Origin of the sequence: Humisphaera borealis (genome assembly GCF_015169395.1) — a bacterium.
Classification (GTDB): Bacteria; Planctomycetota; Phycisphaerae; order Tepidisphaerales; family Tepidisphaeraceae; genus Humisphaera; species Humisphaera borealis.
In genome coordinates this window covers 5,410,632-5,433,640 of record NZ_CP063458.1, presented here as the reverse complement: position 1 = coordinate 5,433,640, position 23,009 = coordinate 5,410,632, and the positions used below count along the sequence as shown (strand labels likewise).

The following is a 23,009-nucleotide window of genomic DNA, read 5'->3' as shown; positions in this document are numbered from 1 at the left end:
CCTCAACACTGTGCGGTTTTCTTCTGCATTAACCCTCGCCGAACGACTGACCATGGCCGGCCCGTCCGCGCTGGTGGTTTTCATTCTCCTGCTGTTGCTCGCGATCGCCGGCTGCACTTACTTTGCACTGGTTTGGCGCGAGACGTCGGCCCGACGCGCGGTGGCGCTGGCCGAGTGGGCTCAGGCGACCGGGTTCTATTTCAATCCGCTGGCCAAGCTCCGCCCGCCGCGCCCGTTCGAGCGGTTTGGCACTGGCGTTCGCATTCGGAACTGCCTGGTCAGTTCGAAAGCGACTGTTGTCGAGTTCAGTGTCGATTCACCGGCGAAGGCGACCGTCGCAGACGACCCTGCCGCCATGCCGTCTCACCGGTTCAATGTCCTTGTCTGGCCGGTTGAATCGGACTGGCCGGCGATCGCGCTGCGTCCGGCGGCGGCGGCGACCTCACTGTCCGACATCCTGTCGCTGCCGAGCCAGGCGGCGCGCTTTGGATCGCACCGGTTCGTCATTCACACCGATCACCGTACCACCGGTAAGCACCTGGCCGACTCCCGCGTGCGCGGGCTGCTCCCGGCCGATATCGGGCTTCTGCTGCTGGGTCGCTACATGATCCTGGACTTTTCCTGCCGCCCCTTCGATGGCATCGAGTTCAACCGCATGATCGCGATCGCGCAGCAGGTGCTGTCGCACTTGCCGGCTGCAAAATAATCCCGGGCAAAGTATCCCCACCCAAAGCAATCCCGCGGGCACAGATGCCCCGAAACCTCTCTATTGCTTGTTCACATCTGACATCACTTCCGCCCCGACCTGGTCGATCGGCACTTGCTGGATTTTGTGCCAGCCGCTCTCGTCGCTTTCGTATCGAGTGACCAGCGATTCTTCGAACGCCTTCCCCGCCCAGGCTCGCACGGCGACTGTGCATAGCTGCGGACTGACCGTGATCCAGTTATACGCGTTGGGCTCGCCGCGCCGGCGAGTGCTGGTGGCGGTGCCGGCCTGGATCGACAGCACGCCCCGCCGCGATGCCTTGAAGTGCGACCGCAGGTCGTCGTGATACGCCAGGTGAAGGTGCCCCGAGAGCACCAGATCGACCTCGACGGCGCTCAGTGCGGCCAGGTACTTCTCGCCGCCGCGAATTACATTGGCGTCGGGCCGGCGTGGTGGCGGGAAGAACGGATGGTGCGTCACCAGCACCTTGAACTTACCTTTCGCCGCCGCGAACCGCGCCTCGGCGAACGCCATCTGCTCCCGGTTCAGCCAACCGCTGATGCGCGTGAACGACCGGGCCGAGTTCAGGCCGATCACCAGCATCTGCTCGTCTTCGTACACGGGCCGAAGGTCTCTGGTCACCATCTGCCGGTATTTGCGAACCGGGGTGAAAAACCGAGCCGCCATGTTGAACATCGGAATGTCGTGGTTCCCCGGTACCACCAGTTGCGGCGACGGCAGCCGCTTCAGGAACGCCATCGCGTCGGCATATTGCCGCCGGCGGGCCCGCTGCGTCAGATCGCCGCTGACGACGAGCAGATCGGGCTTGCGACCGGCCAGATCGGCGATCAGCCCTTCGGCGACAGGCGCGTCGAGCCGCCCGAAATGCAGGTCGGAAATATGGGCGATCGTTCGCATACGTCGAATCTCAGGCGACAGCCGTCGCAGCCGAAGCGGCCACTTCGGACAGCTGCACGACCTTCAGGGCGTTCTTTCGAATCCGGTAGCGGAGCGGCGTCTTGAACTTCATCACCTCGCCATCGACCGATACCTTGAGCGTCGGTCGGCGATAGTGGATCGTCAAGGCTTTGCCGGACACACACTCAAACTCTCGCATCTTCGCCAGGCTCCCCGTTGCGGCCGCGATCAGAAGCCGCACCAGCGCGATCGGCCTTTTCACCCGCGCAATATACGCATTGAGGGCGTCGCGCCTGCACACCGACATCCCGGACACGCCAAAGACCTCCATCTGGTGCACATTGTTCCCGATCACGACCGCCGGCGAGATGACCGTCCTGCGTTTGCCGTCGGCATCGATGCCCAGCCGCAGCAGCCGGATCTCCCCGATCGACCGGGCGAACGCGACAGCCATCGATAGCGGCTTGGTGAACTTGCGCAGCAGCGTGCTGACGAAGGGGATCTTGCGGATCTGTTTGTGTTCCCTGTCGCGGCTTTCCACCAGCTCGGGGTGAAGCCCGATGCCGGAGAAGTTCAGCAGGAGCGTCCCGTTGATCTCGGCCATGTCCAGCGGCTCGGCCGTGTTGTCGGCAACGGCGCGGGCGATGCGTGGCACCGCCGACTCAAGATCGTCGGGAACGCCCATTTCCTTGGCGAAGTGGTTGTGCGTCCCCAGCGGCAGGACGGCGAAGACCAGTTCGGGCTTCCCGTCGCGGTGGGTATCGGCGACGGCATTGGCGATCGCGTTAATGGTGCCGTCGCCGCCGCCCACGACGACCGCCGAGAACCCCGACTCTCGTGCCGACTGGATCTGCCGCTTGGCGTTGGCCGGATCGGCGTCTTGCACGTCGGCATCGAGGCCGGCCGATGCGAAACCCCGGCGAATGCGCTCGGGCTCGTCGTGCGTCGCCGAGTTGGCGAGCGTTCCGCTCTTGCTGTTCAGAAGGATCAATACACGTTGCTGCGGCATCGGGCGGAGCGTATCCAACGACATGCGGTTTCGGGAACGCACGAAGTTCGATCGAGGTGCAATGCGTCCGGGGCGGCGGAAGAATCACCACGGAGACACGGAGACACGGAGGGGTGCCAGGCGACCCAGGATGCCTTCGAAGATGAGATGGACGCCAAGACGCCGAGTCGCCAAGGACGCCCAAGGTACGGCAACTCTTAGCGTCTCGGCGTCTCGGCGTTCATTCCTGCACCCAATCAGTCGCCGACCGCAGGGCCGTGCTATTGTGCGCCTGTCGAAGTTCCCACCAGCTTTTTCAGCCGATCGACAATTCCCTCATCGCGCGACATCCACCAGAGCTGCTTGTGATGGTGAACGGTGCAGACGACATCGCGCGCGGGAAAGCAGAGCTGGAAATCACTCCCCAGAAGGTGTGTCAGCAAGCCTTCGACGAGCGTGACAAACGCGGGTGTCTCGTCGACGGTGAACTCGATTGCCGTTCCGTCATGTCGTGGCGAAAGCGCTGTGTCGTCCAACCCGACATTCTGTAGAAGTCCCGGCATCCACGCTGCGCTGCCGAAGTCCAGTTCGTACGCCCAGTGCGCCTTGGGCAGCACCCATACCGGGCCCGGCAGCAGGTCGTGCCAGGCCGTGGCGGCGAGACGCGCCAGCGTCGCCTCGGCCGGCGGTGCGACGACGGTCGTCAGTGCGCGGGCTGCCGGCCGAATGGTCGGGTCGTCGCCGGCCACCCAGCCGACGGCGTGAACGGGTGTCTCTTTCGCGTAGCCGAACGCCCCGCTGTTGGGATACAGGCAGACCAGCCCCTGGTCTGACATCTGCCGGGCGACGATCGGGTAGTCGATGATTCGGGGCATATGAAGGTCCACGATCCTGAAGGTTTTGACGCTTGACGGCCGATTGAGCACCGTCGCATGATTCGGCATCGCATGCGCACTCAAACGCGTTCATGCGAGCGGTCGTTCGGACGATTGTCGCCGACCGGCCAGTTCAATTCTGCGGAATCTACCCGACCGGAGGACCGATGCGCTGGAACACATCCCTGCACCGCCGATTGCTTGCCCTGTTGCCGCTGCTGGCAATGGGTGCTTCGCCCGTACTCGCCGCCGACCCCCTGCCGCCCGGCGAAGCCGACGCCAAGGCACGCCTTGAGAAATCGCCGCGGCATGGCGAATACGTCGATGTCGAGCTGGCCGGGTCCAAGGCACTGCGGTCGTACGTCGTCTACCCGGAAAAGAAGGAGAAGGCGCCGGTCGTTATCGTTATTCATGAGATCTACGGGCTGTCGGACTGGATCAAGTCCGTCGCCGATCAGTTGGCCGCCGACGGCTTTATTGCGATCGCACCCGACCTGATTACCGGCATGGGCAAAGACGGCAAAGGCACCGACGGGTTCGATAGCCGCGACGGCGTCGTTCAGGCGATTCGAGGTCTCAAGCCCGAACTGGTGGTCAAGCAACTCGACGCGGTCCGTGCCTACGGCATGAAGCTGCCCGCGTCCAACGGCAAGACGGCGACCGTCGGCTTCTGCTGGGGCGGCGGCCAGAGTTTCAACTACGCCGCGGCGCAGCCCGAGCTCAATGCCGCCGTCGTCTACTACGGCACCAATCCGCCCGCCGACCAGGTGGAGAAGGTGAAGGCCCCCGTATTCGGCAACTACGGCGAAAACGACGCCCGCGTGAACGCCACCATCCCCGCCGCCGAGGAAGCCGCCAAGAAGGCGGGCAAGACGTACATCGTCAAGAAGTACACCGGTGCCGGTCACGGCTTCCTCCGCCAGCAGGACGGCCAGAACGGCGCGAACCTCAAAGCCACCCAGGAAGCCTGGCCGGCGACGGTGGCGTTTATTCGGGAAAATACGGAGAAGAAGTAGGCGGTACGCAGTCAGCAGTACGCAGTGACGACACAGGTTGAAGAACGGCCGACGGGTGCTTCCCGTCGGCCGTTCTTCGTCTTTAGTCTTCGCTTGTCTTCTCGGCGTACTGCTTACTGCCTACTTCTGCTCCACGCACCACAAATGCTTCGCGGTGCGCAGAAACATCTGCCCGTCGCTGACGGCTGGGGTTGAATTGCTGGCCTCGCCGAGCGGGTTCTGTGCGATTTCCTTGTACGCCGTCGGGTCCGCTGCGAAGACGTAGGTCGTGCCCTGCTGGCTGGTGACGTACAGCCTGTCGCCGAGCTGGATGATGCTGCCCCAGAACCGCGCGCCCTGGAACTGCTGTCGCCAGACTTCCTTGCCGGTTTCCAGGTCGTAGCAGCCGATGTAGGGCTCATTCGGCACGATCACCCGGTTGCCGAGGATGACGCCGGTGCCGATGCGCTGCGGGTGCTTGTCCTTGTTCTGCCAGGTGCGCTTCGCGCCGTCGGCCGTCACCTTGAAACCGATCCCCGCCCCGCCATAACCAGCGATCGCCAAGCCCAGCCGGCTGCCGTCCGCGGCGGCTGGCGCCACATACACGTCGCTGTACGCCAGCGGCCCGGCACCCTCGACCGTCCAGAGTATTTTGCCGGTCCTGGGGTCATAGCTCTTCACGCCGCCGGACTGGAAGACCCACACCTGCTCCTTGCCGGCGACATCCACCACCCGCGGTGAACCCCACGAACCCAGCCAGCCGTTGGTGACCGGGCTCTTGTCTTCGGCGCCGCCGGGTTCTTCCGTCTGCCAGAGTGTGGCACCGGTCTTCTTGTCGATCGCGCAAACGAACTGCCGATCGCCGGGGCCGGCGTTCAGGAACACCACATCGCCGTGGATGACCGGCGACCCCGCCCAGCCCCAGATGTGGCGGATGGGCCCCAGGTCGCGCTTCCAGAGTTCCTTGCCGTCGTGGTCGTAACAGACGAGCCCTGCCGACGCGTGCCAGGCGATCACCACGTCTTTGTCCGCCGCCGGCGATGCGGCGCAGTACGGATTGGTGCCGTGGGTTTTCTCGGGCGTATCGTAGATGACGGTTTTGATCCACAACTGCTTGCCGTCCGTGCGATCAAAGCAGGAAAGGCTCCGCTGCGTGCCTTTGTCGTCCAGCGCGAGCGTCAGGAACACCTTCCCGCCGACGACGACCGGGCTGGCATTGCCCGGACGGGGCAGCGCGGTCTTCCACTTGACGTTCTTGCTCGCAGACCATTCCGCCGGCGCTTTCTCGCCAGCGGGGACGACGCCGTCCCGCGTCGGGCCACGGAACATGGTCCAGTCGGCGGCTTGGGCCGAGTGGTACAGGCCGAATGCGATCGATCCCGACAGGATCAGTCGGCGAACGGAAATGGACGTCATCATAGATATCTCCTCGTTTGACGTGCCGCGACGTCATGCTGGATGACGGTGCGGAACCCAGCGATTGTGGTGCAGGCGTCCCGCCTGCAATGCAGCCGGACGGCTGCACCACAACAGCGCCGGGTTTCGCGCAGTCATTCATCGCTTGCGAACCGTCTTCTTCCGCGATGCCCCCTTGGACTTGCTTACCGTGGCCCGCGGACCGGCGTTGGCGGCCGGTGCGGTAGAAGGTTTCCGCCCCGCGTTGGCAAAGTGCAATCCGCCGTACACCTTCAGGTCGATCAGCTTGCCGGCCTTCACCTGTTTCTTCAGCCAGGCTTCGACTCTGACGAGCGGTATCTCATGGGTGGTGATCTGTTCATGCCCGTCCCCTTCGCCGGTGCCGGTCTTCTTCAGGCCCTTGGCGAGGAACATGGTGATGATTTCGTCGCTCAACCCCGCCGAGGCGGCACCCGCGCCCAGCAGCTTCATGGTTTTGGCCTCGTACCCCGTCTCTTCCAGCAGTTCCCGCCGGGCGGCGACGGACAGGTCTTCCGACTCGCTCCCGGCGATGTCTCCCGCCAGCCCGGCCGGCAGCTCGATGACAAACTTTCCCACCGGCGGGCGGAACTGCTCGATCAGGATCAGCTTGTCGTCGGCCGTCACGGCGACGATGCCGACAATCCCCGACAGGTTGCGCCGCCGAACGAACTCCCAGTTGCCGGTCTTAACAACAGAGATGAACTTGCCTTCGAAAAGCGTGGTGTCAGCCATAGGAATCGACCGGGCGTGTAGGTTTTCTCCGTGGCGGGCCAGAGGTGGACCGCCGACAGCGTCTGCCGCCGCATGTTAACCGGACATTGTTACCGGTGGTCAACATCGCGGGGTTACCGCGATATCGCCAGACAGCCACCCACACATTGTGACCCGACTAATTCAGGAACCTCAAATGAACGCCACGCTCTCCCGCCGTGACATCCTGCGTCGCTCCGCCTTTGCCGCCACCGGACTTGCCTTGGCCGGTGTGCTGCCGTCCCTGGCGAGCGCCGCCGACGCACCGAAGAAAAAGATCCCCATCGCACTGGAGCTCTACTCGCTGCGGAATGAACTCAAGACCGACTTCAATGGCGTGATTCAGCAGGTGGGCAAGATGGGCTACGAAGGGATCGAGTTTGCCGGCTATTACGCGTGGGACAAGAAGCCGAAGGAACTTCGGAAACTGCTCGACGACAGCGGACTGAAATGCTGCGGGACGCACACGCCACTGATCACCCTCCAGGGCGACGCGCTGAAATCAACGGTGGATCTGCACAAGGAACTGGGCAACTCGTTCCTGATCTGCCCCAGCTTGTCGGCCAAGGATGCCGAAGGCTGGGCCAATCTCGGAAAGCGGTTCACCGAGATCGCCGCGAAGCTGAAAGAGCACGGCATGTTCGTCGGCTACCACGCCCACGGCGGTGACTTCAAGAAGTTCGGCGACAAGACCTCGTGGGAAATCTTCTACGACAACGCCGGCAAGGATGTCATCCATCAGATCGACACCGGCAATACCCTCGGCGGCGGCGGCGACCCGCTGGCGATGATCAAAAAGTACCCCGGGCAGACCAAGTCCACCCACATCAAAGAGTTCGGCGGCGGCCCCGAAGCCGCGATCGGCGAAGGCAAAATCGACTGGAAACCGCTGCTCGAAGCCTACCAGACGGTGGGCGGGACCGAGTGGTACATCATCGAACACGAAACCAGCAAGACGCCGATCACGACGGTGAAGAAGTGCCTGGATAATCTGCGGAAAATGACGGCTTAGGTCGGAAAGTGGACTCGCCGGCGACCGGATCGTCGGCGAGTCAGGCCTACGGTCGGTACCAGCCCTCCGTCATACCGGTGGCGGTGGTACTGGCACCTGCAGACGCCCCGCCTCCCCGCGCTCGTCGCCGACCAACATGGCGGCTACACGCCCCAATTCCGCTACGCGCCCACAAACGTTCAACAGATTGCCGAGTCCTGTCTACACAGGTGTATCGGGCTGCCGGGTACGAAGCAGGTTGTAGGCCGTTTGCGGGAAGCTTGGTATCGCGGTGGGGTTGTACGTTTTTTCACGCCGTATTCGAGTTGTCATCTTTTTCGCGGGAATCGGGCTATGTTTACAGGCCTCTGGTCTTCATTGGGTTTTCAGGTTCAGGGTTCAGATCCCAGCAGTTTCGGAGGCGGTATCACTCCGTGCATCGAGAGCATGGAGTCGAGGTGCCTGCTGAGCGCCGACATCATCGACTTCGGGGCAATCGTTGGCGGAAGTTTTACCGACGCCGCGACCGATCTGGGATCGTTTCACGTTAAGTCCAAGGCGACGGCCAAGGGAACGGTGGGCGTTGATGCCACCGATGAACTGTACAAGGTGACGGTTACGGAACCGATCAACCTCAAGCTGACCCTTTCAAAGCTGAAGCAGCAGGATGAACTGAAGGTCCTGTTTGCCGACGGCACGCCGATCAGCGAAGGCTGGACCAGCGGGAAGGCGGCAACACTCAAGGTCGAGCAGCGCCTCGACGCCGGCGTTTACTATGTCGATGTCTCGCACGGGTATCGCTCACAGCAAGACGGCTACGGTGCGGCGAAGGTCAAAAAGTACAACATCAAGCCGACCGACGGATTCACGCTGGCGGTCGCCGGCATCAAGCCGGACGAAACGGTCGTCGCGCCGCAGCAGCCGGTGTACCAGTCGAAGTTCTCGGCCGCGTTCGGGGCGACCGGTGCCATTGCAGAGCCTGCGATCAGCCCTCAGCTGGCCGCCGAGTCGGGGTTCTTTCAATACAGCGATTTCTCCGGCAGCCCGCTCTGGTCCCCCACCGGGCCGCAGGGCGACGACGTCATCCAAGGCGGTATCGGCGACTGCTACTTCATGGCGGTCATCTCCAACATCGCCCGGACCAACCCCGGCCTCATCGCGCAGTCGATCATCCCGCAGGCCAACAGCAACTATGTCGTCAGGTTCATGCTGAATGGGCAGGAATACACACAGCAGATCGACGCGAAACTTCCGGTCAACGCCTCCGGCAACCTGATCTTCGCCCGCCAGCCGGCCAGCGGCGCGATCTGGGTCGCATTGCTGGAGAAGGCGTTCTGCTTCTATCGCCCCAGCAGCAACAATCCCGGTAGCTACGACGGGATCGATCTGGGCTACAGCTCTGAGCCCCTTAAAGGCTTCGGCAGCACCGATGCCGGTGATATCGGTCCGTCGCAGTACCGCACTGCACCGCAACTGGTCGCCGACATCGCCGCACGGCTGCAACAGGGGCAAACACTGGAATTCGGCACGAGCAACCCGCGAAACTGGACCTCGGAACAACCACTTCCCTCCGGCCTGTTTACCGGCCACATGTATTCCATCATCTCGGCCGACGTTGCCAACAACACGTTGTCCCTGCGCAATCCCTGGGCGACCAATACCCGCGGCAATCCGAATGACGGCAGTGGCGGCCACATTACGGTCAACGGTGACCTCGCACTGCAATCCATGGGCTGCCTGTCGTTCGGCACTGTCCCGATCGTGCAGACAACGATCGACCCGACACCCGAGCCCGAACCCACGCCGACCCCCACCATCACCGACGGTATTGCCGAGCGGCTTGGTGTGGATTCCTTCCAGACCGACGGCGGCGACAATTTCGACGTCTTTACCTTTACCGCCACCACCACCGGCGAAGCGAGTGTGCTGGTCGACACGACGGCCTTTGTGCCGCAACTCCTGGTCGCAGAAGTTTATGAAAGTGGCGAGCTCAATGTCATCAGCACGGACGAGAATGCCTTGAGCGCCAATACCGCGTTCGTTCGATTCTCCGCTGTGGCAGGGACAACCTACGAGATCGGCGTCTTCGCCGGCGGAACGGCTGATACCGGCAACTACAAACTCAAGCTCAGCAACAACCTTACCAATCTCACCCAGCTCAGCCCGGCGACCAACGTCGCCGAAAACCTTGGCAGTCTCAGTGGTATTGTCTACGAAGACGAGAACGCCAACGGAACACTCGACAGCAGTGAAGTCGGCTCCACAGGCTGGACCGTCTACCTTGATGCCGACAATGACGGAACGCTCGACACCGGCGAGGCCTCCACGCTGACCGACGTTAACGGTGAATACATCTTCGGGGACCTTCAGCCTGGCACCTATACCGTCCGCGTCGTTCAGGAGTCCGGTTGGACGCAGACGCAGCCCGCCGGCGTAAACTTCGGCTGGGTCGGCACGGTCACCGCTGGCGAGAACACCGAGTTCAGTCCCTTCGGCGAAGTCTTTGCATCGGGCACTCTGACGGGCTTCGTTTACGATGACGCGGACGCAAGCTTCACCCGCGGTCCGTCCGAGGCAGGACTGCTGAACTGGATCGTCTATCTCGACCTGGGCAACAACGGCCACTACGTGAGCGGCGATCCGTACGTCTATACCGACGCCGCGGGCCAGTACACGTTCACCGGCCTGGAGTCGGGCACCTATATTGTGCGGGTCTACCCCGTCAACGGCTGGGAAACCACCGAGGGCGAAACCGGCTGGGCACCCGTCGCAATCTCCGGCACCGTCGTGAACGGCGGATCGTTCGGTCAGTTCTAGAGAACTCCGCAAACGGTTAGCCGCGACGCGGAGCGGAGCGCGGGCGATGCGTTACGCTTCGCGTCCGCGCTCCGCTACGCGTCGCGGCTAACCTTTCTTGCTTCAGAGTTTCCCCAGTTCGTCCTTCAGCACGTCCATCATCCGCTTCATACGATCATCCGCGACTGCTTTCGCCTTGGCGGCCTTGGCCCGGGCGGTGGGCTGGTCGTTGGCGATCGCCAGTACGGCCGGCGTCAGGCCCTTGTGGGCTTCGTCCAGGTCGTGGTCGAACAGCCATTCCGACAGGCCGATGTCCTTCCACATGAAGCCCTTGCTCGTCTGTTCCTTGTAGCGGCAGACGATCGCGGGGACGCCGTGGCCGATGCACATGATCGGGCTGTGCTGTTCGTTGCCGAACAGGCCGGCCGAGCGGGTGTAGACGCTCTGGGCAAAGTCCGTCAGCCAGTACTGCTCGCGCCAGACGACCTTCTTCTTCACGTCGTCCGACAGCTTGTCGTAGATCATTTCCTTGTTGAGCTTCATCTGGCTGGCGTCTTCGGGGCAGAGGAGCACCTTCATGTTCGTCTGCGTGACCACCGCCGTCACAGCGTCGCGCAGCGGGCCAATGTCGTGCTCCTTCATCGCTTCGTTGCGGGCGTGCTTCTTCTCGTCCTTGGCGACGCCTTTCTTGATTTCCCAGTATGGCGAGTTCCGCAGCTTCGGAATGCAGCACATGAACTTGCCGTCTTCCAGCCCAACCTCTTTGAGCCAGGCCGCCGCGGGGGCATCGTTCACAAGGTCGCAGGCGAAGGTGGCGTCGGGGCCGAATTCCAGGATGGGGCAGGTCGACTTGTGCTCCTTTGCGACGCCGAGCGAGACCGAGTCGCGGAAGAAGGCGAATTTCGCGCCGTTGATCACCTTCAGTCCGGCGTCGGAATGCGTCCACGTCACCCCGCCGATGCCATACGGCTTGCCGGTCTTCTCTGCCCATTCGACGATGCTCGCCTGCCCGACGATCGACGGTCCCGAACCGTGCAGCAGAAAATCATGCGTCTTGAACGCCTCGGCCTTGGCGGCGGCGTCTTTGGCCAGGATTTGCAGTTTCGGGAACCGACGGCGAAGCATCTCATCGACGCCGTTCTCGACACTGCTTGGCCAAAGCGTGATCTGGCAGTCCGGCAGATGCTGCTCGAGCAGCCGAAGCATGCCCGGCGTATGAGCGATGTCGCCGATGTTGACCGTCTGCCAGCTCGACCGCAGCAGGATGCGCTTTCGCGGGCTGGCCGATTGCGCATGCGCGACATGCGGCGCGACATACGGAAACGCGGCCAAAGCCAGACCCGCCTGAAGGAACTGTCGGCGATTCATTCGTATCTCTCCCTGAACAAAAACGTCGCGTACTCGGCCAAATCATACGGCGAATGGGAGAGACAGAGAACGCCCGGGCTCTCCTGCCGGAAAGGGCCTCCCTTGCCCGGCTGCGGTGCATTAGGGCGCGGCGCGCGTGAAGATCAGAATCGGCCCGACGATCGGCCCGCCGTACTGATCGGCCTCCACCTTCACATCCACCTCGGCTAGAAACTTGTCGCTCACGCCGCTGAGTCGAATAGTGAGCGGCCGTTGCTTCCCATCGGGCGTGATCTCGGTACCACTCACGCGCCATCCACCGACCGCCGGTGGAAGGTCATGTAGCAGGCTCGGCTTGAAGTCGGACGCGCCCCATTCTAGGGTCCAGGTCAACGGCTTGCCGTCACTGCCGTCGATCAGCTTTCCCTGCGGCTTGGCTGTGAAAACGAACTTCGTCTTGTCGACGACCGTGTGAACCCCCTGCTTGCCTTCGCCAATGCCGTAGATCGGATTCCAGTTGAGCCTGCACGAAGCGCCGTACCAGTGGGTGGCATTGCTGGGATCGGCCTTGTCTTCGTACTGCTTGATCGGGCCGCTGATCCGCCATTGAAAGTCAGCCGCAAGTCCCTTTGCCGATTCGGTATCGCCGGGCTCGGCGGTCGGATAGAGGTCGTAGGTGTACAGGCCCCCGTCGAACTTGACCGACATGGTTCCGCGCGGCTCGTGATAGATGCCTTCGGCGAGCTTGGTGCTCCAGGTGCCGTCGGGATTGGGCTTGGGGTTGTACGCGATGGCGTTCCCCGAGCCGGCGTTGCCATTGACGACCATCTTGTATTTCACGCCATCGATCCCGATCGGCTTGCCGTCGGGCCGCGTGATTCGCCCGGAGGCGGTTCCAGGGACGGCCACCGTCGCCGTCGCCACTGCCGCGGGTGCCGCGGCGACGGGCGGCTTGGCATCGGGAGCTGCGGCGACGGACTTACCGTCATCGCAGCCGGAGATGACTGCGAAGAATACGGCCAATCCGAGAGATCGGGGGTGCATGTTTATCCTTGGGTTGCCGCTACCCTAGAGGAATCATCATCCCCCGACAATTGCTGAGCTTGCCGCACCCTATTCCGCGACCTTCTCAAAACCGAACATGTTTCGGCTTCCGTATGATTCGCCCAGTGACGTCGACCGAAGATAGAAGAACCTCAAAACGCCATGCCAGAACTCGCGCACCTGCTGCCATTTGATCAGGATCAGGTGGTATAGCAGCATCGGAATGATCGTGATCAGCGCGAGCTTGGGCCGGGATAGCACGTCGGCGACAAGCGTGAGCGGGTCGAACGCTTCCGGCAGCCCCATTTCCGTCCGCGCACCCCAGTTCACCACCGCCCCCAGCATGACCACCCGCACCAGGTGCCGTAGAAAACGATAGACGCCGGAACGGGCACCGAGGCGCTGTTCGAGGCGAATCGCGATAAAGCCAAGGATGACCGCCGGGGAAAGGATGATCGCAAAGTCGGTGTTGTCGTTGACCATCGAAGGTCTCCACGCGTCCACCACCTCGGACATAATCAAGATCGTGCCGGCGACCACCGCGACGAACCCCGGGTAGATCACGAACAGCAGGATGAAGCCGAACACCGGGATAAAGAAGATGCCCCACCCCGCGGCGTTCAGCCGGGCGTTTCGCTCCGCTCGCGCGCGAGGGGTGTCCTTTGCGGGATCAATCGGGTCCAGGTCTGAGCCGAGCATGGCCGGCATCATAATCATGCCATGCCGATGGCGTCGCCAGAGTCGTGGCCATACACGTATCTGTCGACCGTTCTGCCTTTGATGGCAAAGACTACCTGGCTTGGTCATGCGGAAGCCCTGAATCGCATGAATATGCTGCGAAACGCGAGTACCGAGTCTTGCGGCGGGTAGGAAATAGACTTGCCGACCCGCCGGGGGATGGCGATACTCCCGCGGGTGCAAAAGGGAGGGCCTCTAGGGGATTCCTGTCTTGCTGCCAACTGAAACGGGCCGCGCGCCGTGTTGGTGTTTCCCGGCTTCAGGGATCCTTAGGAGTCCGCTCCATGAGCTACCGTCCCTTCGCGTTGCCCGGTCTTGTTTCGCGCCGTAGCGACAGTCGCGTGGCGGTTGAAGTGATTGAAAGTCGCGTTCTGCTGTCCGATACGGTCCTCGGACAGGTCGTCGGTTTGCCCGCCGCTCCGACGTCGCAACCGGTCGAACAAGTCACCGTGCAGTTCGATCAGCCGGTACAAGGGTTCGATCTGGCCGATATCAATCTCACCGCGACCGCGGAGAACAGCGCGAACCGGGTGATGCTGCACTTCTTCCCGAGCGTGGTGCTCGAAGCGATCAGCCCCGCTACCTATCGAATTTCGGGTCTTTCGTCGGTGCTGAAGTCGGGTGCGTTTTTCCGATTCCAGATGGCGGCCGATGCAACGATCACCGACGCCGGGGGGACCGCCGTCGCGGCAACCCTCGAAGGCTCCTACCAGTCACTGTGGCATCTGGAGGCGCAGGCTGTCGGCGGTTCCATCTATCCGAACCCGCGGGTGACCCCAGTCGCGGATCTGCCCGTGCTTTTCTACACGCCGCATTCCTACAAGGTTGTGACCGGGTTTGAAGCGTCTGACCTGCACCTGTTCAAGGACGGGGTCGAGATCCCGCTGGGCAATGACATTGAGACGTATGCAGGCCGGGATCCCGGTTACCACTACGACATCGCCGACCTGTCACCCTACAACACCGAGCCCGGCCGTTACAAACTGGTCCTGCCGAAATCGAGCGGCATCGTCGGGCCGGGTGGCGAAACGATGATCAACGACCTGGTGTGGGACTGGGAAATCGTGGACGGCGGCAGCTACGTCACTGATCGCGCAGCGACCGACGATTCGTACGTCCGGTACGGCACCTACACCAACACCAATTTCGGCCAGTCGCAGACGCTCGAGACCGGCTGGAACACCACGGCCAACGAGGCCCGCATCGCTTACGTGAAGTTCGACCTGTCGGGGATTAATCCTGACGCGGCAGATGCCAGGGCGCTTCTGCGACTTCGGGCGCGGTCAGTCGATGGATCGTTCGTTGGCATTTATGCGATCCCAACCACCGGTGCCTGGACGGAGAACGCGCTGACGTATTCGAACCGTCCAGTTCCGCCTGCCGGACAGAACTACCCTTATGCCGAAGTGTTCGGTGCCGCGGCTCGGATTTACGACTTTAACGTCACCAGCTACGTCCGAAACGCCATCAGTGCCGGTCAGACCAGCATCACCTTCGCCCTGCCGAGCATGAACACCACCAACAAATATGTCATCATCGACAGCGACGAATCGGGCAAGGGACCGAAGCTGCGTTGGATTCAGAACAAGGATCCGGTATCGCCGCAGGTCGTGTTGACGCCGTCGAGCCTCGTTGTCCCAGAAGGCGGCTCCGTCACGGTGTCGGTCAGCGTGTCCAAGCAAGTTGTGGGCGAGTTCGGCGCGTCGATCTACTGGGATCTGCCGGAGCCGAGCTTGTCGTTCACGCGGCCCGGCGTTCAGACGCCCGGCAATTTTGTCTTCACGCGCGACAACTGGAACGTGCCGCAGACGTTCGTGATCTCGGCGGCCGAAGACGCCGACGCCGTCAGCAGTTCGGCGAGCCTCTGGGTCAACGGAAAGTCGGTGGTCGTTCGCGAGCTGGATAACGACCCACCGCCGCCGCCGACCAGCACCGACCGTACCTTGCGACCGTCCCAGGATGGCTACATCCGCGACGGTGCCTACCAGTACCAGCAGTTCTCGACATCCACCGAACTTCAGGTGAAGAAAGGCGCCACCGGATACAACCGTCGATCGTTTATTCAGTTTAATCTCGGTGTAGCGGCCGCCCCCACGCAATCGGCGAAGCTTCGCATCTATGGCAAGTTGAGCGAGCCCGGCACGTCGTCCTTCACGCTTTATCCGGTCGACAATACGAAGTGGACGGCTGCCCAGTTGAACTGGCCTACCGGGCTTTTGTTCGGGCCGGCGATCGGCAACGGATCATTCGCCAACAGCACCGGCAAGTGGTTCGAGTTCGACGTATCGGCCTACGTCGCCGCCCGGCGGAGCCAGGGGGCGACGAGCGTTGCGTTCGCCCTGTCCACGTCTGTCGAGTCCAAGCCGCACATCTATTTTGCGAGCAACGAAGCCGCAGCGAACAATCCGACGCTTCGAATCATTGAAGGAAGCGGCCCCGTCTCGCCGCCGCCCCCGCCGCCCCCTACTTCTCCCCCGCCGACTTCTCCCCCGCCGGTCGGCACTGCCGTCACCCTTCGCTCGTCCGCGGACGCCTACGTTCGCGACGGTTCCTTCGCCGGCCAGAACTTCGGAACGAGTTCCACCCTGGAGGTCCGCAACAGCGGCTCTGCAGGATACAGCCGATCGAGCTACCTCTCGTTCGACCTGACCCGCGTAACGTCCGTGTCGTCCGCCAAAATTCGCCTTTACGGCAACCTCGTGGACGATCGTGCCGCCACCGGCGACGTGCGCGTCTATTCCGTGGCGAGCGCATGGAGCGAAACCGCGATCACCTGGGCCAGCAAGCCGTCTACGATAGGTGCAGCGCTCGGCACGATCACCGTCGTGGGCCGGACGGCCAAGTGGTACGAACTGGATGTCACATCCTGGCTCACGAGCGAGAAGGCCGCCGGGAAGACTTCCGTTTCGCTGGGGCTTCTGGCACCGACGGTCACGGCGAACGCTGCAGCGTTCCAAAGCGACGAGGCGGCCGCCCAGCGGCCGGAACTGGTGATCAGCCCGTGAAGCGGACCGAGGCCGCGCGGCGAGACCGCCCGACGGCCCGATGACGTCTGCCGCTACTCTTGCTTCGGCTTCTTCTTGCGGGTTGGCGGCGCGTCACTCTTTGCCTCCGTCGCTGCCGCCGTTCCGTAATCGGCGCCGTCCAGGCTCTTCTCGACGGACTTCTTCCACGCCTCGAGTTCCGCCGTCATCTTTGCGACGCGGTCGGGCTGTTCTTTCGCGAGGTCGGTGGTCTCGCGGGGGTCTTTGGAGACGTCGTAGAGTTGGATCGATGATCCGGGTGCTGCTTCGCCGGCATCGGGAGCGGCTTTCTTGCCTTTGGGTTTCGCAGCCGCCGCGTTCGTGTGCAGCTTGTACGGCCAGTCGATCAGGGCCGCGTGGCCGTCGCGGCCGCCGGCGCGGTTCCAGAATGGGATCGACTTGCCGCGCGATTCCATCTTCCCGTCGAACATTGGCAGCAGGTTCACGCCGTCCAGCGGCTGGATCTGCTTCTCGGCGACGGCCCCGGTGGCGGCGAGTATCGTGGGGTACATGTCGAGCGTGGAGCAGGGCATCTCGCTGACAAAAGGCTTGGCGATCCGCGCCGGCCATTCGACCAGCCCGGGTACCCGCACGCCGCCCTCCCACAGGGTTGATTTCGACCCGCGCAGGTTGCCGGTCGATTTCGGCCCCGCCGCCCCGCCGTTGTCGCTGTTGTACCAGAGCAGCGTGTTCTCCGAGACTTTCAGTTCCCGCAGCGCCGCCCGCACCCGGCCAAGGCTGCGATCGACGGCCGTCAGCTCGCCGTAGTAGTTTTGCTCGCTCTCGGACAGCGAGGCATACAGCGCCTTGTCGGCCGCCAGCGCCTCGTGCGGAACGTGCGGCGACCCGAACCAGACGACCGCGAAGAACGGTTTGCCCGCGGCGGCCTGTGCGCGGATGAACTTCAGCGCCTCGTCGGTGGTGACGTCGGAGCTGTCGCCGTGAAACTTTTCCGGCACGCCGTTGCGGCCCAGCACCGGGTCCAGGTCAAAGAAGTTGTCCGCCGACACCCACTGGTCGAACCCCATTTTGCCCGGCGAAAGCGGGTCTGTCGCGAGGATCGCCCGGCCGGGCAGGTCCTTGGTGTTCTTGTCGCCGTTCTTGCCGTTGAGGTGCCACTTGCCGAAGTGCCCCGTGGCGTAGCCGGCCGACTGGAGGACCTTTGCCACCGTTAGTTCCTGTGCCCTGATGGGCGCACCAGGATTGAATGTGCCCATACGATCAGGATGTCGGCCGGTCATGATGCTCGCCCGCGTCGGGGAGCAGTTGAAGTGGGCGGTGTAAAACCGATTGAGCCGAAGCCCCTCACGCGCGAGCGCGTCGAGGTTTGGCGTCTTCAGGTTGGGGTGCCCGTTGTAGCCCGTATCGCCGAACCCCTGGTCGTCGGCCATCACCAGCACCACGTTGGGTCGGGCTGTGTTGCCCCCAGCCTCGGCCGCACCGGCCCGGCCGGCGATCAACGCCTGACAGAAGACAGCGAGAAGGACCGCGGCAAGCAGCCTGAAAGTCACGGCGGGCGGGTAGGTGTGGTTCACGCTCGCTAAACGTCGGGAGAGGGAGAGTATTCCGCACAAAGGCCCGTCGGCCTCATGATGAGCTGCTCCGAAAATACGGGAGGAAACCGCAGATTGCGCAGATTTCGCAGATTGGTCCAAACAATCTGCGCAATCTGCGAAATCTGCGGTTGCGTTGTCGTCATCTCGGTGAGAGGCCGACGGCCTCATGATGAACTCCGTGGTGATTGTTCTGCCCGGCACGACGGATGCCATCGGTGGCGCTAAAACAATGGCAATCCACCGGCCTACCATTCAGTCATCATGACCCACCCTACCTCCAGGCGGATCGGGACCGTCGTCGCTTTGTCGATGACTCTGTTCGGCGCAGAGCATCTCGCGGCGGCCGCAGCGACGACCCAACCCGAGACCACACGCCCGGCCTCAGAACCGGCGCCGGAATACTTCCCCGCCGTGCCCGCCGAACGTTCGGCCCCGGTCAAGATCAAACTCCGGTCCGCGGTCGAAGAGTCGCAGCGGCAGCTGCGTGGCAATCTGGACGCGGCGGCGCGTAAGCGGCTGGCCCTGAAGATCTCGGAGGCGATCGCCGTCATCGGCGACGAATCGGACCCCGCCCTCACCTTGCGCCGCGCGCTGGCCGACGTCTCGGCGATGCGAGACGACCGCGAAGCGGTTGATCGGCTGCAGGGCGCGATCGCCGAGGCGATCCTCGCGATGGACTACAAGCCGACCATGGAAGCGCCCCTGCCCGAAGGCTTTCCGTCGCCGGGCCCGATCGGCAGGGCCATCGTCAAGGCGTATCCGGGCTATCGCCTGGCCCGCACGCCAATGTCCGGCGGCGACCAGAACAAGCCGTTCTGGACGCTCTTCAAACACATCGAAGCCAACCAGATCGCCATGACCGCGCCGGTGGAGATGACCTACACCGCCGCCAACCAGAAGGTGGCGGCACGCGATATGGCGTTCCTGTATCGATCGACGAAGCAGGGCAACGTCGGCCAGCAGGGCGCGGTCGAGGTCGTGGACGTGCCGGCGATGACCGTTGTCAGCGTCGGCATCCGGGGAAGCTACACCGACGAGCGCATGGCAACAGCGATGGCAACGCTCAATCGCTGGCTCGCCGACAACGCCGCCACGTACGAACCCGCCGGCGATGCCCGCTACCTGGGCTACAACAGTCCGTTCGTGCTACCGTGGGTGCGCTACGGCGAAGTGCAGATCCCGATTCGCAGGAAGTAGTCGAGCGAGACCATTTCCGCCGAACGCGGGCAAAGGTTTCGCGGAAGATTTAGCAGTCGAACCAGAAAACAACGCGTACGTCCTTTGGAGTACCGTACGACTTCAGTCTGTTCAGCCCATCAATCATGAACTCATCCCCTACGGCTTCTGCATAGGTGTCGATCCACTGCACCTCCGCGCCACGACCCTGTTCCGAGACAGAAATCTGTATGCCACCAGGCCAATCGGCATAGGGAAAGCCTCGGCGACCCGGCGGGAATAGGTGGGACGCGACCGGGTTCACCACGCCGCGGCGAATGATCTCCTTGCCGTACCAGTCGAACGCGGTCAATTCTTCCAGCAGAAGCCAACTTTCCGAAAAGCTGTCGGATTCGACCGTACGGTAGTAGTCGAGCAGCTGCGGAGAAGCATCGGCCGGCAATCCTCTCGGCTCCGACAGATACTCGAATGGAGCCATTGCACGGATGGGATTACGAATGTTGGCGAGAACCGCAAAAAGTTCGTAGCTCCGACTTGAATAAAGGGCTGTCGGAATCCATTCCGGTTCGTCTTCATCATAACGATAGGGATTCCGCGCCAATGGCTCAGCGAGTTGCCATCCCTCCTGACGCCGTACTTCGGCGTACATGCTGATATCAATGCCCATCGTTCGTCCGTTCAGAAGGCGTCCTGCTTCCCAATGCGACGCGTGCGAAGGCACATGGTAGCACGCTAGCCCAAGCACTCACCAAAGCAGACCTCCCTTTCCCTGCCGCATCACAATCGCCAACGCCGGATTATGTCCGGGCTGAACCGACGCCTACTATCCGGGCGGCAAGTTCGAACAAGTCGTTCCCCTTTCTCGAAAGTGAAGTCATGCATTCTCTCGGCGTCGTCGCGCAGGTTGTGATCGCATTGGGCATCTTTAACGTGTGGGTCTTGCGCTACGGCAAGCCGACGGCTTACCGCGGGGGATCGGCCCGCAACATGCGCGAGGAGTTCGCAGCGTACGGGTTGTCCTATGGCGTGATGTGCCTGATCGGCGGGCTCAAGATCGCCCTGGCGATCGCGCTGGTCGTGGGAATCTGGGTGCCGGTGCTGGTGATGCCGGCGGCGATCGGCATGGCTGTGCTGATGGTCGGCGCGATCGGAATGCACGTCAAAGCCGGCGACCCGCCGTTGAAGGCCCTGCCCGCGACCTGCATGCTCGCGTTGTCGATCGTCGCGGCCGTCCTCTGAGCACGGCTGCCGCCTGGGCGATCGCTTTTCACACAGCCAATTGCCCGTTACGAAGTCGATCGCTGGCCGATGAATGTCGCGCAGAGGTAGACATTGAGCAGCAGGTAAAGAACCGCCGGCACGCATTGCAACAGCGGGTCGCCGATCCGCAATCGGGTTGCGACGGCGACCGCCATCATCAGCGCCAGCCCGCCGGCCGCGATAATGCCCGGCAATGGGTATCGCAACCCCAGCAACAGCCCCAGCGCGCCGGCGATTTGCAGCCAGGCGGCGGCCGGCAGCAAGTGGGCCAGCTGGTAGCGCACAAACTCGGCCTGCATTCGGGGCACTAGCAGATAGCCGCAACCGAAGCCCAGGAACGAGGCCGACACGAGAACGGTGACGATGGTGAATTTCAGTTGAGACCTTTAGCTGAGCCGGACAGGCCGGAACTCAAAAGGGAATCGCCGCGAGAGACGCTGTGATCGCGCCGATGATATGCCGCCCGGAACGATTTGTACGCCGGGTTGGGAAAGCGTCGTGGGGAAATGAAAGCTTTCGCCGACACGTAACGGAATGCCGTTGAGCGGCGGTAGCCGCGCACGCGCAACTGTCGTGAGTGGTTGGTATCTCGGGTCGTGTTCACGAGTCCATGAGGTCGCGCGACACGGACCAGCACGAACGCACATCGCGAAACATGGGACTGAACCCACTCGCGAACAGACCTCCTTTACGCAGCAGCGGGACCATCGCCGACACCGACTTTGGGCCGGGGCGAACCGTCGCCTACCATCCTGGCGACAGGGTCGAAAAACTACGTGCGGCGCAAAGTGGTGTCATGCACTTGGCGGAAATGTTACTTTACGCGCACCTGTCGCCGTCGTATTGCAGCGTCGACGGCCCGAAAGCAATGCTGCCGTCGTATCGCCCCTGTGCGGCTTACGCGGTCACAACAGGGAGTGAATTCAATGGTCTACCCGCTCTCGCGAAGCGTTCTGGTCCGATGGCTCACACTCGTCGTAACCTGGGCCGCGATCGCGCCCGTTGCGATCGCAAAAGGTCCGGCCGAGCCGCGGCCCAACATACTTCTCATCCTGGCGGATAACTGGCGCTCTCCGAACGCGGGAATCCTCGGCGATCCTCTGGCGATCACACCGGCTTTCGATCGCGTTGCCCGCGAAGGCGTGCTGTTCACGCACACGTTCAATCCCGTTCCTTCCTGCTCTCCGACGCGGGCCTGCCTGCTGACTGGCAGATATGCCCACCAGCTCGGCGAGCGGGCCAGTCTCTGGAGCGCGTTTCCGAAGGACACCCCGGTCGTCACGGAAGTACTTCGCCAGGCGGGGTATCAGGTTGGCTACGCCGGTAAGCCTTGGGGGCCGGGCAACTTTGAGGTCTCGGGGTGGAAGGAAAACCCCGTCGGACCGAAGTTCGCCGACTTCGCATCCTTTCATCGCCAGCGTGACAAATCCAACCCGTACTTCTTCTGGTTGGGAAACACCGATACGGCCACCCGCGGGGGCAAACATCCCTACCTTGAAATCGCGCGGCAGAAGCTCGATGCCAGCAAGCTGACAGTCCCACCCGAACTACCCGACTGCCCGGAAGTGCGGCTGGACTTGTTGAACTACTACGGCGGCATCATCGCGATGGACGAACAAGCCGGCCAGGCGATCGCCCTGCTGGAAAAGGCGGGGGAACTGGACGACACGGTCGTGGTCTACTGCAGCGACAACGGCTGGCAGATGCCCCGCGGCCTGGCCAACTGTTACGACGCGGGTTCGCGCGTCCCCTTGGCAATCCGCTGGGGGAAAAAGCTGCAGGCCGGACGCAAGGTGGATGCATTCGTCAACCTGGCCGAGCTGGGCCCCACCTTCCTGCAGTTGGCCGGGCAGGTGCCGCCGCGCGAGATGACCTTCCGAGGGTTGGCCGAACTGTTGATGGGGAAGGACGACGGGCAGGCGCGCGACTGTGTCTTCATCGAGCGCGAACGCCATGCGGATGTGCGTCGCGATCACCAGAGCTACCCTATTCGCGCGGTACGGACGAAGGACTTTCTCTACATCCGAAATCTACGACCCGACCGCTGGCCCGCCGGTGATCCGGACGTGCTGTTCCTGGCGGGACGGCCTTATGGCGATGTCGACACCACCGCTGTGAAGGACGTGCTGATTGCGCGGCAGGCGGATCCCGCGTTTCAGCCCTTCATCAAGCTGATCTTCTCGAAACGGCCGGCCGAGGAACTGTACGACCTTCAGAAGGACCCGCACCAGCTCACGAATGTCGCGTCCGAACCGGCGTACGACGAGCGAAAAGCCGCCCTGCGCGCCAAAGTGGAGCAATGGATGAAGTCGACCGGCGATCCTCGCGTCGATCCGACGGACGACACGTTCGATCGATTCCCATACTACGGCCAACCACCCAAGGCGAAGAGCCCCTGAGAGTGCCGGG

19 protein-coding genes are annotated in these 23,009 nt (G+C 62.8%); 8 read left to right on the top strand and 11 right to left on the bottom strand.

Annotated features, from left to right (window positions below):
• The first annotated feature begins 52 nt into the window (after window positions 1-52).
• Window positions 53-706, top strand: coding sequence for a hypothetical protein (locus IPV69_RS20360; RefSeq protein WP_206291559.1), 654 nt, complete (start codon window positions 53-55; stop codon window positions 704-706).
• Between the two features lie 60 nt (window positions 707-766).
• Here the strand turns inward: IPV69_RS20360 and IPV69_RS20355 are convergent, their stop codons facing one another.
• The 3 genes from IPV69_RS20355 to IPV69_RS20345 form a co-directional block, all read right to left on the bottom strand.
• Window positions 767-1,624 (bottom strand): metallophosphoesterase family protein, encoded by an 858-nt coding sequence (locus tag IPV69_RS20355; RefSeq protein WP_206291558.1) that lies wholly within the window; start codon window positions 1,622-1,624, stop codon window positions 767-769.
• 10 nt (window positions 1,625-1,634) lie between these two features.
• Window positions 1,635-2,633 carry a diacylglycerol/lipid kinase family protein gene (locus tag IPV69_RS20350; protein WP_206291557.1) on the bottom strand — a complete coding sequence of 333 codons (999 nt, stop codon included), beginning with the start codon at window positions 2,631-2,633 and terminating at the stop codon, window positions 1,635-1,637.
• 260 nt (window positions 2,634-2,893) lie between these two features.
• Complete coding sequence (locus tag IPV69_RS20345) at window positions 2,894-3,487, bottom strand: hypothetical protein (protein WP_206291556.1); 594 nt, start codon at window positions 3,485-3,487, stop codon at window positions 2,894-2,896.
• Between the two features lie 167 nt (window positions 3,488-3,654).
• On the opposite strand from IPV69_RS20345, the gene IPV69_RS20340 reads away from it, so the two are divergent.
• The gene (locus tag IPV69_RS20340; RefSeq protein WP_206291555.1) at window positions 3,655-4,503 is read left to right on the top strand and encodes a dienelactone hydrolase family protein; all 849 of its coding nucleotides are present in this window, start codon (window positions 3,655-3,657) and stop codon (window positions 4,501-4,503) included.
• A gap of 120 nt (window positions 4,504-4,623) precedes the next feature.
• Here the strand turns inward: IPV69_RS20340 and IPV69_RS20335 are convergent, their stop codons facing one another.
• Entirely contained in the window at window positions 4,624-5,901 is a 1,278-nt protein-coding gene (locus tag IPV69_RS20335; protein WP_206291554.1) for a PQQ-binding-like beta-propeller repeat protein, read from the bottom strand.
• 135 nt (window positions 5,902-6,036) lie between these two features.
• On the bottom strand, window positions 6,037-6,651 hold the full coding sequence (locus IPV69_RS20330; RefSeq protein WP_206291553.1) for an NUDIX hydrolase: 615 nt from the start codon (window positions 6,649-6,651) through the stop codon (window positions 6,037-6,039).
• A 175-nt stretch (window positions 6,652-6,826) separates the two neighbouring features.
• On the opposite strand from IPV69_RS20330, the gene IPV69_RS20325 reads away from it, so the two are divergent.
• Both IPV69_RS20325 and IPV69_RS20320 read left to right on the top strand, forming a co-directional pair.
• Window positions 6,827-7,681: a sugar phosphate isomerase/epimerase family protein gene (locus tag IPV69_RS20325; protein ID WP_206291552.1), complete on the top strand. Its 855-nt coding sequence runs from the start codon at window positions 6,827-6,829 to the stop codon at window positions 7,679-7,681.
• A 426-nt stretch (window positions 7,682-8,107) separates the two neighbouring features.
• Complete coding sequence (locus IPV69_RS20320; RefSeq protein WP_206291551.1) at window positions 8,108-10,477, top strand: C2 family cysteine protease; 2,370 nt, start codon at window positions 8,108-8,110, stop codon at window positions 10,475-10,477.
• Between the two features lie 102 nt (window positions 10,478-10,579).
• On the opposite strand, the gene IPV69_RS20315 is transcribed toward IPV69_RS20320, so the two are convergent.
• The 3 genes from IPV69_RS20315 to IPV69_RS20305 all read right to left on the bottom strand — a co-directional run bounded on the left by IPV69_RS20315 (window position 10,580) and on the right by IPV69_RS20305 (window position 13,546).
• The gene (locus IPV69_RS20315; RefSeq protein ID WP_206291550.1) at window positions 10,580-11,824 is read right to left on the bottom strand and encodes a polysaccharide pyruvyl transferase family protein; all 1,245 of its coding nucleotides are present in this window, start codon (window positions 11,822-11,824) and stop codon (window positions 10,580-10,582) included.
• Between the two features lie 120 nt (window positions 11,825-11,944).
• Window positions 11,945-12,847, bottom strand: coding sequence for a hypothetical protein (locus tag IPV69_RS20310; protein WP_206291549.1), 903 nt, complete (start codon window positions 12,845-12,847; stop codon window positions 11,945-11,947).
• Window positions 12,848-12,916: 69 nt separating this feature from the next.
• A complete protein-coding gene (locus IPV69_RS20305) occupies window positions 12,917-13,546 on the bottom strand; it encodes a hypothetical protein (protein WP_206291548.1) in 630 nt (209 codons plus the stop codon).
• A gap of 323 nt (window positions 13,547-13,869) precedes the next feature.
• Between IPV69_RS20305 and IPV69_RS20300 the strand changes: the two genes are divergently transcribed.
• Window positions 13,870-16,590, top strand: a complete 2,721-nt coding sequence (locus IPV69_RS20300; RefSeq protein ID WP_206291547.1) for a CBM96 family carbohydrate-binding protein — start codon at window positions 13,870-13,872, stop codon at window positions 16,588-16,590.
• A 53-nt stretch (window positions 16,591-16,643) separates the two neighbouring features.
• Here the strand turns inward: IPV69_RS20300 and IPV69_RS20295 are convergent, their stop codons facing one another.
• Window positions 16,644-18,119 (bottom strand): sulfatase family protein, encoded by a 1,476-nt coding sequence (locus IPV69_RS20295; protein ID WP_206291546.1) that lies wholly within the window; start codon window positions 18,117-18,119, stop codon window positions 16,644-16,646.
• A gap of 306 nt (window positions 18,120-18,425) precedes the next feature.
• Between IPV69_RS20295 and IPV69_RS20290 the strand changes: the two genes are divergently transcribed.
• Window positions 18,426-19,361, top strand: coding sequence for a heme-binding protein (locus IPV69_RS20290; RefSeq protein WP_206291545.1), 936 nt, complete (start codon window positions 18,426-18,428; stop codon window positions 19,359-19,361).
• Between the two features lie 49 nt (window positions 19,362-19,410).
• Here IPV69_RS20290 and IPV69_RS20285 read toward each other — a convergent pair whose 3' ends face one another.
• The gene (locus IPV69_RS20285) at window positions 19,411-20,007 is read right to left on the bottom strand and encodes a hypothetical protein (RefSeq protein WP_206291544.1); all 597 of its coding nucleotides are present in this window, start codon (window positions 20,005-20,007) and stop codon (window positions 19,411-19,413) included.
• Between the two features lie 209 nt (window positions 20,008-20,216).
• On the opposite strand from IPV69_RS20285, the gene IPV69_RS20280 reads away from it, so the two are divergent.
• Window positions 20,217-20,579, top strand: a complete 363-nt coding sequence (locus IPV69_RS20280; protein WP_206291543.1) for a DoxX family protein — start codon at window positions 20,217-20,219, stop codon at window positions 20,577-20,579.
• Between the two features lie 47 nt (window positions 20,580-20,626).
• Here IPV69_RS20280 and IPV69_RS20275 read toward each other — a convergent pair whose 3' ends face one another.
• On the bottom strand, window positions 20,627-20,965 hold the full coding sequence (locus tag IPV69_RS20275) for a DoxX family protein (RefSeq protein WP_261362020.1): 339 nt from the start codon (window positions 20,963-20,965) through the stop codon (window positions 20,627-20,629).
• A gap of 561 nt (window positions 20,966-21,526) precedes the next feature.
• Between IPV69_RS20275 and IPV69_RS20270 the strand changes: the two genes are divergently transcribed.
• Window positions 21,527-22,999: a sulfatase family protein gene (locus IPV69_RS20270; protein ID WP_206291541.1), complete on the top strand. Its 1,473-nt coding sequence runs from the start codon at window positions 21,527-21,529 to the stop codon at window positions 22,997-22,999.
• Window positions 23,000-23,009 lie beyond the last annotated feature (10 nt).